At 76.1% G+C, this 13439-nt stretch carries 11 protein-coding genes; 8 read left to right on the top strand and 3 right to left on the bottom strand.

The features are described 5' to 3' along the window. Positions 1 to 10: 10 nt before the first annotated feature. The gene (locus AC02VZ_RS18815) at positions 11 to 1204 is read right to left on the bottom strand and encodes an SAM-dependent methyltransferase (RefSeq protein WP_432054473.1); all 1194 of its coding nucleotides are present in this window, start codon (positions 1202 to 1204) and stop codon (positions 11 to 13) included. Positions 1205 to 1355: 151 nt separating this feature from the next. On the opposite strand from AC02VZ_RS18815, the gene AC02VZ_RS18810 reads away from it, so the two are divergent. The 3 genes from AC02VZ_RS18810 to AC02VZ_RS18800 all read left to right on the top strand — a co-directional run bounded on the left by AC02VZ_RS18810 (position 1356) and on the right by AC02VZ_RS18800 (position 4249). Continuing rightward, the gene (locus AC02VZ_RS18810) at positions 1356 to 2555 is read left to right on the top strand and encodes a sensor histidine kinase (protein WP_432054472.1); all 1200 of its coding nucleotides are present in this window, start codon (positions 1356 to 1358) and stop codon (positions 2553 to 2555) included. Between the two features lie 241 nt (positions 2556 to 2796). Further along, positions 2797 to 3468: a response regulator gene (locus tag AC02VZ_RS18805; protein WP_476475917.1), complete on the top strand. Its 672-nt coding sequence runs from the start codon at positions 2797 to 2799 to the stop codon at positions 3466 to 3468. A 148-nt stretch (positions 3469 to 3616) separates the two neighbouring features. Further along, positions 3617 to 4249, top strand: a complete 633-nt coding sequence (locus AC02VZ_RS18800) for an AAA family ATPase (protein ID WP_476475916.1) — start codon at positions 3617 to 3619, stop codon at positions 4247 to 4249. Positions 4250 to 4425: 176 nt separating this feature from the next. On the opposite strand, the gene AC02VZ_RS18795 is transcribed toward AC02VZ_RS18800, so the two are convergent. Beyond that, positions 4426 to 5532 (bottom strand): DUF5937 family protein, encoded by a 1107-nt coding sequence (locus AC02VZ_RS18795; RefSeq protein WP_476475915.1) that lies wholly within the window; start codon positions 5530 to 5532, stop codon positions 4426 to 4428. A gap of 307 nt (positions 5533 to 5839) precedes the next feature. Continuing rightward, on the bottom strand, positions 5840 to 7123 hold the full coding sequence (locus AC02VZ_RS18790) for a threonine aldolase family protein (protein WP_476475981.1): 1284 nt from the start codon (positions 7121 to 7123) through the stop codon (positions 5840 to 5842). A 241-nt stretch (positions 7124 to 7364) separates the two neighbouring features. Here AC02VZ_RS18790 and AC02VZ_RS18785 point away from each other — a divergent pair, with 241 nt between their 5' ends. The 5 genes from AC02VZ_RS18785 to AC02VZ_RS18765 all read left to right on the top strand — a co-directional run bounded on the left by AC02VZ_RS18785 (position 7365) and on the right by AC02VZ_RS18765 (position 13224). Next, entirely contained in the window at positions 7365 to 8468 is a 1104-nt protein-coding gene (locus tag AC02VZ_RS18785; RefSeq protein WP_476475914.1) for a Rossmann-like and DUF2520 domain-containing protein, read from the top strand. 121 nt (positions 8469 to 8589) lie between these two features. After that, on the top strand, positions 8590 to 9588 hold the full coding sequence (gene panC, locus AC02VZ_RS18780; protein ID WP_476475913.1) for a pantoate--beta-alanine ligase: 999 nt from the start codon (positions 8590 to 8592) through the stop codon (positions 9586 to 9588). Positions 9589 to 9731: 143 nt separating this feature from the next. Next, positions 9732 to 11444 (top strand): L-aspartate oxidase, encoded by a 1713-nt coding sequence (locus tag AC02VZ_RS18775; protein ID WP_476475980.1) that lies wholly within the window; start codon positions 9732 to 9734, stop codon positions 11442 to 11444. Between the two features lie 5 nt (positions 11445 to 11449). Then, positions 11450 to 12421 (top strand): carboxylating nicotinate-nucleotide diphosphorylase, encoded by a 972-nt coding sequence (nadC, locus tag AC02VZ_RS18770; RefSeq protein ID WP_476475912.1) that lies wholly within the window; start codon positions 11450 to 11452, stop codon positions 12419 to 12421. A gap of 5 nt (positions 12422 to 12426) precedes the next feature. Then, positions 12427 to 13224, top strand: coding sequence for a type III pantothenate kinase (locus AC02VZ_RS18765; RefSeq protein ID WP_362098627.1), 798 nt, complete (start codon positions 12427 to 12429; stop codon positions 13222 to 13224). Positions 13225 to 13439 lie beyond the last annotated feature (215 nt).

Below are 13439 nucleotides of genomic sequence, written 5' to 3'. Positions count from 1 at the left end.
GGCCGGTGTCTCAGGCCGCGAGGACGTCCGGGACGTCCACCGGGTGCACCAGCCAGCCGAAGGCGCCGAGCCCGTCCGGTGCGAGCAGTTCCGCGGCCTGACCCGCGCCCGCGAGGGCGCGCACGTAGCCCGCGGGGTCGGTGGAGGCGAGGGCGAGCGGCGGGCGTCCGGCCGACAGGCCCAGGACGCGCAGGGCCTCCCGCTGGGTGAGCAGGCGCCCGCCCGGGCCGGGGACGGCCGCCGCGCACGCGTCCAGGGCGACGTGCGCGGTGAGGTCGCAGGAGCCGTCCGGCACCGGGGCCGTCTCCCGCCCCTCCCGGAACCCGGTGAGCGTGCCGAACGGCGGCCGGGTGCCGAGGGTGTGGCCGTAGTCGACGGCCACGGCCAGCCCGCGCGCGACCGTGCGGACCGCCGACGCCCACGCCCGGTCCCGGGGCAGCCCGATCTCGGCGCGCAACCCCTCCTCCGCCGCCGCCGGGCCCGGCGCGCCCGCCCTGCCGGGGGGCGACGCCGACGCCTTCTCCGCCCCGACGGCGGAGGCCCCTTCCGTCCCGGCGGGCGACGGGGAGGCTCCCTCCGCCCCGGCGGGACCCGCGCTGTGGCCCAGCGGCCACCACCGGGCGAGCCACCGTGCCTGGGCCCCGGTGACCGGCGGCCCGAGCCGCTCCGTGCCGTCCTCGGCGACCAGGACCAGCCGCGGGACGCCGTCACCGTCCACCTCGGCGACGTCCAGCGGCACGTTGTCCAGCCACTCGTTGGCGAACAGCAGCCCCGTGATCCCGGGCGGCGGCTCGGCCCGCCAGACGATCCGCTCGTCCAGACCGGCGGGGCGGGCGGCGATCTCGATGGCGTGCGCGCGGGTGCGGTCCGCGACCCCGGCGGGCAGCGCGGCGAGCACCCCGGTGACCAGTTCGCCGCGCCCGGCGCCCAGGTCGACGAAGTCGAGCACCCCGGGGCGCCCCAGGGCCTCGTCGACCCGGCACAGCAGCCGGGCCACCGCCCGCGCGAACAGCGGGGAGGCGTGCACCGAGGTGCGGAAGTGTCCCGCCGGTCCCTCGGGGCGCCGGTAGAAGCCGTCCGGCCCGTACAGCGCCTCCTGCGCCGCCGCCCGCCAGCCCCGCAGGTCCTGCCGGCCCCGCGGGTTCTGCCGGCCCCGCGGGTCCTGCCCGTCCGTGCCCGGGTCCGCCTGTGCCGCGGCCTCCACGTGCGCTCCCTCGTCCGTCGTCCCGTCCGCCACCGGGCCGGTCCACGCGGGGACGCCGGCCCGGCCTCCACCTTGCGGAGTATGCCCGTCGCCCGGGGATCGGCCCTCCGGTTGACCCATGCACGCATTCTGCTTCCCTACGCTGGGTCACGTGCAGCGTCTCTATGACTTCCTCCGCAGACACCCGACCTGGGTCGACGGTTTCTGGGCCGTGGTCCTGTTCGGGGTCTCCGTCGTGGGCGGAGCCGTCGAACCGGCGCGGAGGCCGGCCCACGAGGGCCTGCTGGTCCTCGTCATGGCGCTGCTGAGCCTGGTCGTCGCGCTGCGGCGCCGGATGCCGGAGCAGATGCTGGTCCTCGCGGCCGTGGTCGGCGCGTTCCAGCTGGTCACGGACGTTCCGACGATGCCGGCGAACTTCGCCATGCTGGTGATCGTCTACACGGTCGCCGCCGTCGGGGCCCGCTGGGCGTCCCGTTTCGCACTCACCGCCGGTCTGTGCGCGGCGCCGCTGGCACAGCTGCGCTGGCCCAACCCGGAGACGAGCACGGCGGGCAACATCGCGCTGGTGATCTTCCAGACCGTGCCCTTCGCCCTCGCCTGGGTGCTGGGCGACTCCATCCGCACCCGGCGCGCGTACTTCGCGCAGCTGGAGGAGCGCGCCGCCCGGCTGGAGAAGGAGCGGGAGGCGCAGGCGAAGGTCGCGGTCGCCGCCGAACGCGCCCGCATCGCCCGCGAGCTGCACGACGTCGTCGCGCACAACGTGTCGGTGATGGTGGTCCAGGCCGACGGCGCCGCCTACGTCCTGGACACCGCGCCGGACCAGGCCAGGAAGGCGCTGGAGACGATCTCCTCCACCGGCCGGCAGGCGCTCGCCGAGATGCGCCGCCTGCTCGGCGTGCTGCGCACCGGCGAGCACCAGGAGGCCGGCGAGTACGTGCCGCAGCCGGACGTGCGGCAGATAGAGGACCTGGTGGAGGAGTGCCGCAGCTCCGGACTGCCCGTGGACTTCCGGGTCGAGGGCACCCCCCGCCCGCTGCCCAGCGGGGTCGAGCTGACCGCGTACCGCATCGTGCAGGAGGCGCTGACCAACACCCGCAAGCACGGCGGGCCCAACACCGGGGCCAGTGTGCGCCTGGTCTACTTCGACGACGGGCTCGGCCTGCTGGTGGAGGACGACGGCAAGGGCGCCCCCCACGAGCTGTACGAGGAGGGCGGTCTGGACGGGCAGGGCCACGGACTGATCGGGATGCGCGAGCGCGTCGGGATGGTCGGCGGCACCCTGGACGCGGGACCCCGGCCCGGCGGAGGATTCCGGATCAGCGCCCTGCTGCCCCTCAAACCCGCGCACTGAGCCCGCGCCCGCCGCGACCCGCTCCCGGCCCCCCGGCACCGGCCGTCGACGACCACCGCCGGAGACCACCGCCGGCACCGGGCACGGCAGCCGCGCACGGAGCGCCGGAACCGGCAGCCGGCCTCCGCAGACCCGGCCGCACCCCCGCGGCCGCACCCGCAACGACCCGCCGGCGACCGAGTCGCGCACCGGCGGGGACCAGCCCCAGCGACGGACGACGGAAGTACGGAAGTAGGGACCGATGACGATCCGCGTGATGCTCGTCGACGACCAGGTGCTGCTGCGCACCGGGTTCCGGATGGTGCTCGCCGCCCAGCCGGACATGGAGGTCGTGGCGGAGGCGGGCGACGGCGTGGAGGCGCTGGAGGCGCTGCGGTCCACCGCCGTGGACGTGGTGCTCATGGACGTCCGCATGCCGAAGCTGGACGGGGTGGAGACGACCCGGCGGATCTGCATGGACGCCGACCCGCCCAAGGTGCTCATCCTGACCACCTTCGACCTGGACGAGTACGCCTTCTCCGGTCTGAAGGCCGGTGCCTCGGGCTTCATGCTCAAGGACGTCCCGCCGGGCGAACTCCTCAACGCCATCCGGTCCGTCCACAGCGGCGACGCGGTGGTCGCCCCGTCCACCACCCGGCGGCTCCTGGACCGGTTCGCGCCGATGCTGCCGAGCGCGGGCAACCAGCCCCGGCACGCGGCGCTGGAACGGCTCACCGAGCGGGAGCGCGAGGTCATGGTGCTGGTCGTACAGGGCCTGTCCAACGGGGAGATCGCGGCCCGGCTGGTGCTCTCCGAGGCGACCGTGAAGACCCATGTGGGCCGCATCCTCACCAAGCTGGGGCTGCGGGACCGGGTCCAGGTCGTCGTCCTCGCCTACGAGACGGGCCTGGTACGGGCCGGGGGCCACGGCTGAGCCGCCCGGCGCTGGCCGATCCGGCCGGTACTGGCTGAACCGCCCGGCCCCGGCTGCTCAGCAGCGCGCCCGTTCCCGGCCGGAACGGCGGGCGCGGGAGGCGGGGATCCGGCCCGGTGGCGTGTGCGGCGCCGGTAGGGTGCCGCGCATGCTGCTGTGGATCAACGGCCCCTTCGGGGGCGGCAAGACACAGACCGCGTACGAGTTGCGGCGCCGCCTGCCCGGCAGCGTGGTCTGCGATCCGGAGCACGTCGGGTTCGGCCTGAACCGGACGCTCCCGCCCGCTCTGCGCGGCGACTTCCAGGACCTGGCCGCCTGGCGCCGGGGCGTCGTGGAGGTGCTCGACCTCGCCCTCACGCGGCACGACGGGGTGGTGATCGCCCCCATGACGGTCACCGACTCCGGGTACTTCGCCGAGACCGTCGGACGGCTCGGCGAACTCGGCCACGACGTACGGCACTTCACGCTGATGGCGGAGCGTTCGACCGTGCTGCGCAGGCTGCGGGAGCGGGGGCCGTTCCACCTGCTGCCCGGTGCGGGCCGCCGGGCGGGGGTGCCGCGCCGGGAGAGCTGGGCGGTGCAGCGGCTCGACCACTGTCTGGAACGGCTCGCCCGGCCGGAGTTCGCCGAGCACCTGTGGACCGACCGCACCTCCGTCGCCAGGACGGCCGACCGCATCGCCGTCCTGGCCGGGCTGACCCTCACCCCGCACCGCGACGGCCCGCTGCGGACCCGGTTGCGGCAGGCGGGCGTGGGGCTCCGGCACATCCGCTTCGACTGACGGGACCGTCCCCGGCGACACGCTCATGTCCTGTCCCCCGGGCCGCGTCCGCGACGCGTGCGGTGCCCCGGAGCCGGGGGCCGCGACGTCTGAGGGAGCCTGCCCCGGAGCGGGCGCGCTCCGCGACGCGTGCGTGGGCCCGCCCCGGAGCGTGCCCCCGCCGGGCCGGGGGCGGCTCAGCGCAGCACCGCCTCCAGGAAGTCGCTGCCGAGGCGGGCCACCACCGTCACGTCGAGCTGGTGCAGCACGTACCGTCCGCGCCGGCGGGTGGTGACCAGGCCCGCCTTCTTCAGCACGCCCAGGTGCCGGGAGACCTCCGGCGCCGTCAGACCGTGCATCTGCGCCAGCTCGCTCGTGGTGTACGTGCTGCGCGCGAGGTGACGGCACAGGCGCATGCGCGCCGGGTGGGACAGCGCGGTCATCCGCAGCACCAGCTGGTCGACCGTCGGCGGGGCGCCGAGCTCGGCCGAGCCGACCGGGTACTGGAGCACCGGCTGCCAGCCGTAGCGGTGCAGGACGATCAGGTGCGGCCGGCCCAGGCCGGTGGGGATCAGCAGCAGGCCGCCCTCGGCGGTGGCGGTGCGGCCGTCCCCCAGCTTGTCCACGGTGATCCGCTCGGCCGCCTCGTCCACCGTGATCGCCGGGGAGACGGCGGCCAGCGCCTCGGCGAGGCCCTTGTGGCGCAGCAGATCGGTCTTGTGCCGGGTGTCGGCGGCGAGCTGGTGGCGCAGCCGAACCCACGCCTCGGCGAAGAACGCCTCGTCGCAGTCCTCCAAGAACCCCCGCAGCCAGGCCCGGATGCGGGGCGGGTCGGCCAGCAGCCGCTCGGCGAACCTCACCTGCATCGGCCCGCGCGCGGCGGCCAGCTCCAGCGCGCGGCGGCGCAGCTCCGGGTCGGCGAGCGGGCCCGGCCCCGGTGTGCTGTAGGGCAGGGCGCAGGTGAACTCCAGGGCGGCGTCGACGAACAGCTCGTCGGAGAATTTGTCCAGCAGGTCCAGCTCCTCGGCGAGCGTGGCCCCGGGCAGCCCGGCCTCGCCGGGGAATGCCGCACACGGCAGGAACAGGTCGGAGAAGGTGGTCCGCCACAGGAAGTCCGCCTCGCACATCCGGTCCGCCAGGTGCGGGTCGAGACGGGCGGTCACCGCCGTCACCCAGCCCTGCAGCCCGGGGTGGTGGGCCGGTTCGGCGAGCGCGTGCAGCGCCATGCCGAGTTCGGCCAGGGGGGAGACCACGGCCGTGATCCTCTCCGGCTGCAGCCCGGCGATGTCGATGCGCACACTCATGCCCACATGGTGCACCGGGCCACCGACAGCGCCGCCGCCGATTGACGGGGACCGTCAAACGACGGCCCCACGGCCCCGCGGGGGCACGGCCCTACGGCCCCACGGCCACACGGCCCCACGACGGCACGGCCCCACGGCGGCACGGCCCCACGGCGGCACCCGCCCCGGTCGGTGGGGCGGGGTCGACGCGTCCGCGGGCGCGGGTGGGGGCCTGCCCTGCCGGGCGCACCGGGATGCGGGCGGGCCGGCGTCCGGGGCGGGGCGAGCACCGGATCTCCCGCCCCGGGGCCGTGCGTGGCCCGCGCGGTCACCAGCCGGCCGCCGCCGCGACCCGGTCGGCGAACCCGGCCGCCGCCGCCCGGACGTCCCGCGCCGTCCACTCCAGACCCGCCTCCTCCACGGTCACCTCGGTGACCGCCAGCTCCGGCCCCGGCGCCTGCCAGGACTGGGCGAACAGCAGGGTTCCGGTCTCCTCGCCCTGCCGCACCGCGGCCTCGGCGGCGAGATCGGCGTCGCAGGGCAGCCAGACCTGGAACTGGTGGGTGTGCGGCACCCGCGGGTGGACCCGCGCCCACGGCACCCCGGCCGCCGCCAGGCCCTCGCGCAGCGCGGCGGCGACCGTCCGCGCGTGGGTGACGCAGTCCGGCAGCCGGGGCAGCTCCCGCTCCAGCCCGGCCAGGGCCGACAGCACCGTGGGGAACTGCTGGAAGACGGTGCCGCCGTACCGGTGCCGCCAGACGCGCGCCTCCTCCACCAGCTGCCGGGGGCCGGCCAGCGCCGCACCGCCGTAACCCTTGAGGGACTTGTAGAACGACACGTAGACGCTGTCCGCCAGACCCGCGATCTCGTCCAGGGGCCGCCCGAAGTGGACGGTCGACTCCCACAGCCGGGCGCCGTCGAAGTGGACCACCGCGTCCCGCTCCCGCGCGGCCTCGACGAGGCCGGTGAGCTCGTCCCACGTGGGCAGCAGGAAACCGGCCTCCCGCAGCGGGAGTTCCAGCATCAGCGTGCCGAACGGCTCCTCCAGGTCCCGCACCTCGGCCGCCGTCGGCTGCCGGGGCGCGCTCGTGACGCGGACCGGGCGGAGGCCGCTGACCTGGCTGAAGGCGTTCCGCTCGTGCAGTTCGGGGTGGCTGAGTCCGTGCAGGGCGACGGCCGGGTCCCCGACGCGCCCCGCCCAGCAGCGCAGGGCCACCTGCTGGGCCATCGTGCCCGTCGGGAAGAAGACGGCGGCCTCGTGGCCGAGCAGTGCGGCCACCCGGTCCTCCAGGGTCTCCACCACCCCGCTGCCGTAGGTGTCCGCCGGTGCGTCGAGGTCGTGGAACCGGCCCGCCCCCTCCAGCAGGGCGAGCCGCTCCCGGAGGGTCAGGACGTGACCCGGGCGGGCGAGCACGTGCGGTGCCCTGCGGTGGGCCGCCATGCGCCGTTCACGGAGGTCCGGACGCCCGTCGGACGGGGCGGGGACACCGGCCGACGGGCCGGACGCCCCGGGCGGCGCCCCGGTGCGGGGGCTGCCGCCGGGATCGTCCGTGCGGGAGTCGTTCGCGCGGCTATCGTCCGTGCGGGAATCGTTCGTGCCAGGACTGTTCATGGCCGGTTCGTTCATGCCAGGACCGTTCGCGCCGGGATCGTCAGTACCGGGACCGTTCATGGCGGGATCATCCCGCGCGGCGGATCGCGCGGACACCGGCACGTCCGCACGCGCGGGGGCACGCGGGCGCACGAAAACCCACAGCCTGTGGACGACCGGACGCCGCCGGAACCGATCGCGTTAACATGACGAGAAATCGTCCGGTACCCCGAGCGGACTGGAACGGGAAGGCCCCCGTCGCGTGAACACAACCCCACAGCCGGATCCCCGGGACCGCCCCGCGCGGCTCACCGTCGGCGTCGTCGGCGCCGGACGCGTGGGCCCCGCGCTCGCCGCGTCCCTGCAACTGGCCGGACACCGCCCGGTGGCCGTCTCCGCCGTCTCCGACGCCTCCCGCAGGCGCGCCGGCGAGATGCTCCCCGACGTGCCGGTCGTCCCGCCCGCCGAGGTCCTGGAACGGGCCGAGCTGGTGCTGCTGACCGTCCCCGACGACGCCCTGCCGGAGCTGGTGGCCGGCCTCGCCGGGACCGGTGCCGTCCGCCCCGGCCAGCTGCTGGTGCACACCTCCGGGCGGTACGGGGCGAGGGTGCTGGATCCCGCCCTGCGGGCCGGTGCCCTGCCGCTGGCCCTGCACCCGGCGATGACGTTCACCGGCACGCCCGTCGACGTGCAGCGGCTCGCCGGGTGCTCCTTCGGCGTCACGGCGCCCGAGGAGCTGCGGCTGGCCGCCGAGGCGCTCGTGATCGAGATGGGTGGCGAGCCGGAGTGGATCGCCGAGGAGAACCGCCCGCTCTACCACGCGGCCCTCGCCCTGGGTGCCAACCACCTGGTCACGCTGGTCGCCCAGTCCCTGGAACTGCTGCGCACCGCCGGGGTCGGGGCGCCCGACCGGATGCTGGGCCCGCTGCTCGGCGCCGCCCTGGACAACGCCCTGCGGTCCGGCGACGCGGCCCTCACCGGCCCGGTGGCGCGCGGCGACGCCGGCACCGTGGCCACGCACATCGCCGAGCTGCGCCGGCACGCCCCCGCGACCGTCGCCGGATACCTGGCCATGGCCCGCGCGACCGCCGACCGCGCCCTGGCCGGCGGCCTGCTCAAGCCGGAACTGGCCGAGGACCTCCTCGGCGTCCTCGCCGACGCGACCGGCCCGGCCGGCGGCGGACAGGGGCCGTCGGGGCCCTCCGGGCCGGCAGGGCCAACAGGACCGGCAGGACCGGCAGGGCCGGCAGGACCGGCGGGGTCGCCGGACCCGTCCGGCCCGTCAGCCCCATCCGACCCGTCCGATCCGCCCACGTCGGATCCCTCCGGCCCGGACCCGTCCGGTCCCGACGGAGACGCCCGATGACGTCCACGGGCCCCACCACCCGCCGCGCGGCAGCGGCGAGTGCCCCGGGGCCCGCCCCCGGCGGCACCGGCACCCCCACCCACCGCACCTGCGAGCGCGCGCCCCGGAACGGAGCCCTCCGATGACCACCGCCCTGCTGCGCACCGCCGAGGAGCTGCACGCCCGCGCGCGGACCGGCCGCCGTGCCGTCGTGATGACCATGGGCGCCCTCCACGAGGGCCACGCCACCCTGATCCGCGCCGCGCGCGGGATCGCGGGACCCGACGGAGAGGTCGTCGTCACCGTCTTCGTCAACCCGCTCCAGTTCGGGCAGGGCGAGGACCTCGACCGCTACCCCCGCACCCTGGACGCGGACCTGAAGCTGGCCGAGCAGTCGGGCGCCGACGTCGTGTTCGCCCCCTCGGTGGAGGAGGTCTACCCGGGCGGCGAACCGCAGGTCCGCGTCAGCGCCGGGCCCATGGGCACCCGCCTGGAGGGCGCCGCCCGCCCCGGCCACTTCGACGGCATGCTCACCGTCGTCGCCAAGCTGCTCCACCTCACCCGCCCCGACGTCGCCCTCTACGGCCAGAAGGACGCCCAGCAGCTCGCGCTGATCCGCCGCATGGTGCGGGACCTGAACTTCGGGGTCGAGATCGTCGGCGTGCCCACCGTCCGCGAGGAGGACGGGCTCGCCCTGTCCAGCCGCAACCGCTACCTCTCGCCCGCGGAGCGTCGCACCGCCCTCGCGCTGTCCGCCGCCCTGTTCGCGGGCCGCGACCGGCACGCCGCCGAGGAGGCGCTGCGCGCGCGGGCCCGCGAGGTGCCGTCCAGCCGCGCCCGCGCCGAGGCGCTCAGCGCGCTGGGGGAGTCCCGGGCGGCGGCCGACGCGCACGCCGTCGCCACCGCCGTCGGCGGCCCGGCGGCCATCAGGGCCGCGGCCCGGCAGGTCCTCGACGAGGCCGCCCGCCTCGACCCGCCCCTCACCCTGGACTACCTGGCCCTCGTCGACCCCGACGACTTCACCGACATCGGCGACGACTTCACCGGCGAGGCCGTGCTGGCCGTGGCGGCCCGGGTCGGATCGACCCGGCTGATCGACAACATCCCCCTGACCTTCGGAACGTTCGGAGCCGCCTCGTGACCAGCACAGGCATACGCCCGCCCGTCGCCCACCACCACCCTCACACGAGTGCGCTTCACGCCCGCCCCTTCCCGCCCGTCGCCCACCAGTCTCAACCGGAAGCGCACCTCCCCACCACGGCCTCCCCCCGTGAGCGCCCCCGCCTGCACGCCCCCGCCCCCGGGTGGTCCATCGCGGCGGACGTGGTGGTCGTCGGCTCCGGCGTCGCCGGGCTCACCGCCGCCCTGCGCTGCGAGGCGGCCGGCCTGACCACGGTCGTCGTCACCAAGGCCCGCCTCGACGACGGCTCCACCCGCTGGGCGCAGGGCGGCATCGCGGCGGCCCTGGGCGACGGCGACACCCCCGAGCAGCACCTCGACGACACGCTGGTCGCCGGGGCGGGCCTGTGCGACGAGGAGGCCGTGCGCCTCCTCGTCACCGAGGGCCCCGACGCCGTGCGCCGGCTGATCGTGACCGGCGCGCACTTCGACGAGTCCGCCGAGGGCGGCCTGGCCCTCACCCGCGAGGGCGGCCACCACCGCCGCCGCATCGCCCACGCGGGCGGCGACGCCACCGGCGCGGAGATCTCCCGCGCCCTGGTCGACGCGGTCCGCGCCCGCGGCCTGCGCACCGTCGAGAACGCCCTGGTCCTGGACCTCCTCACGGACGCCGAGGGCCGCGCCGCCGGCGTCACCCTGCACGTCATGGGCGAGGGCCGGCACGACGGGGTGGGCGCCGTCCACGCCCCGGCGGTGGTCCTCGCGACCGGCGGCATGGGCCAGGTGTTCAGCGCCACCACCAACCCCGCCGTCTCCACCGGCGACGGCGTGGCCCTGGCGCTCCGGGCGGGCGCCGAGGTCTCCGACCTGGAGTTCGTGCAGTTCCACCCCACGGTCCTCTTCCTCGGGCCGGACGCGGAGGGCCAGCAGCCGCTCGTCTCCGAGGCGGTGCGGGGCGAGGGCGCCCACCTGGTGGACGCCGACGGGGTGCGCTTCATGCGGGGGCAGCACGAGCTGGCCGAACTCGCCCCGCGGGACGTCGTCGCCAAGGGCATCATGCGGCGGATGCGGGAGCAGGACGCCGAGCACATGTACCTCGACGCCCGGCACTTCGGCGCCGCCATGTGGGAGCGCCGCTTCCCCACCATCCTCGCGGCCTGCCGGGCCCACGGCATCGACCCGGTCACCGAGCCGGTGCCGGTCGCCCCGGCCGCCCACTACGCCTCCGGCGGCGTCCGCACCGACTCCCGCGGCCGCACCACCGTGCCCGGGCTGTACGCGTGCGGCGAGGTCGCCTGCACCGGCGTGCACGGCGCCAACCGGCTGGCCTCCAACTCCCTCCTGGAGGGCCTGGTCTACGCCGAGCGCATCGCCGCCGACATCGCCGCGCACGGCGGCGCGGAGGACGGCGCGCAGGGCCTGCGCACCCGGGTCCCCCGCCCGCTGCCGCAGTCCGACCGTCCCGGGCACCCCCTGCTGGCCCCCGAGGCCCGCTTCGCCATCCAGCGGATCATGACCCGGGGAGCGGGTGTCCTGCGCTCGGAAGCCTCCCTCGCCGAGGCCGCCGCGGGGCTGGAAGCGCTGCACACCGAGGCGCTCGACGCGCTGGAGGAGAACGGCAAGACCGCCGAACCGGGCGTCGACACCTGGGAGGCCACCAACCTCCTGTGCGTGGCCCGCGTCCTGGTCGCCGCCGCGCGCCGCCGCGAGGAGACCCGCGGCTGCCACTGGCGCGAGGACCGCCCCGAGCGCGACGACACCCGGTGGCGCCGCCACCTGGTCGTCACGCTGAACCCCGACCGCACACTGGCCGTGCACCCCACGGACGGCACAGACTTCCCCGAGACCCTCCCTCCCCAGGCACCCCAGGAGCAGTGACAGCAGTGACCACGCCCGACCTTCCCCTCGTTCCGTCCGGCGGCTGCGGCGACGGCTGCGGCTGCGGTGGTGACGAGGAGTACCTGGAGTGCGGCCTCGACCCCGCGCTCGTCCAGCTCCTGGCCGACGCGGGCCTCGACCCCGTGGAGGTCGAGGACATCGCCAACGTCGCCCTCCAGGAGGACCTCGCCCACGGCGTGGACGTGACGACGGTCGCGACCATCCCCGAGGACGCCGTCGCCACCGCCGACTTCACCGCCCGGGAGGCCGGCGTCGTCGCGGGCCTGCGGGTCGCCGAGGCCGTCCTGTCGATCGTGTGCACCGACGCGTTCGAGGTCGAGCGGCACACCGAGGACGGCGACCGCGTCGAACCCGGCCAGAAGCTGCTGTCCGTCACCACCCGCACCCGCGACCTGCTCACCGCGGAGCGCAGCGCGCTGAACCTGCTGTGCCGCCTGTCCGGCATCGCCACGGCCACCCGCCGGTGGGCGGACGCCCTCGACGGCACCCGCGCCAAGGTCCGCGACACCCGCAAGACCACCCCCGGCCTGCGCGCCCTGGAGAAGTTCGCGGTGCGCTGCGGCGGGGGCGTCAACCACCGCATGTCCCTCTCGGACGCGGCGCTGGTCAAGGACAACCACGTGATCGCGGCGGGCGGTGTCGCCCAGGCGTTCACCGCCGTCCGCGAGCGCTTCCCCGACGTGCCCATCGAGGTCGAGGTCGACACCCTGCACCAGCTCCGCGAGGTGCTGGACGCGGGCGCCGACCTGATCCTGCTGGACAACTTCACGCCCGGCGAGTGCGAGGAGGCGGTCGCCCTCGTCGACGGCCGCGCGGCCCTGGAGGCGTCCGGCCGGCTGACCCTGGACAACGCCAAGGCGTACGCCGCGACCGGCGTCGACTACCTGGCGGTCGGAGCCCTGACCCACTCCTCGCCGATCCTGGACATCGGCCTGGACCTGCGCGAGGCGGAGTAGCTCCCATGCTGCTGACCATCGACGTGGGCAACACCCACACCGTCCTGGGCCTGTTCGACGGCGAGGAGATCGTCGAGCACTGGCGCATCTCCACGGACGCCCGCCGCACCGCCGACGAGCTCGCGGTCCTCCTGCAGGGCCTGATGGGCGCGCACCCGCTGCTCGGCGAGGAGCTGGGGGACGGCATCGACGGCATCGCCATCTGCGCGACCGTCCCCTCCGTCCTGCACGAGCTGCGCGAGGTCACCCGGCGCTACTACGGCGACGTCCCCGCGATCCTCGTCGAACCGGGTGTCAAGACCGGGGTCCCGATCCTCACGGACCACCCCAAGGAGGTCGGCGCGGACCGCATCATCAACGCGGTCGCCGCGGTCGACCTCTACGGAGGCCCGGCCATCGTGGTCGACTTCGGCACCGCGACGACCTTCGACGCGGTCAGCGCGCGCGGCGAGTACATCGGCGGCGTCATCGCGCCCGGCATCGAGATCTCCGTGGAGGCGCTCGGCGTGCGGGGAGCGCAGCTGCGCAAGATCGAGGTGGCCCGCCCGCGCAGCGTGATCGGCAAGAACACGGTGGAGGCGATGCAGGCGGGCATCGTCTACGGCTTCGCCGGCCAGGTCGACGGCGTCGCCAGCCGCATGGCCCGCGAACTCGCCGACGACCCCGAGGACGTCACCGTCATCGCCACCGGCGGGCTCGCGCCGATGGTGCTGGGCGAGTCCTCGGTCATCGACGAGCACGAGCCCTGGCTGACCCTGATCGGCCTGCGCCTGGTCTACGAGCGGAACATGTCCCGCCGCTGACCGCCCCGCCCGGGGCCTCTCGCCGCCACCTGCAGTCGACCCTCTGCCCCCGCTTCCTCCCGCACTCCGCCCTCCGCCCTCCGCCGCGCCGGGCGGAAGCGGCCGGGCGGCGACGCCGGACGGACCCGTACCGCGGGGCTCGTCCCGCCCCGGGGCCGGTCCCGCGCCGGGCCCCCACCCCGCCGGGCAGCGGCCCGGTGCCGGGCCGGGGCACC

The sequence above is a fragment of the Streptomyces sp. 3-6 genome, from assembly GCF_056323165.1.
Note: the sequence above shows the minus strand (reverse complement) of the source record. Positions and strands in the feature narration are given on the sequence as shown.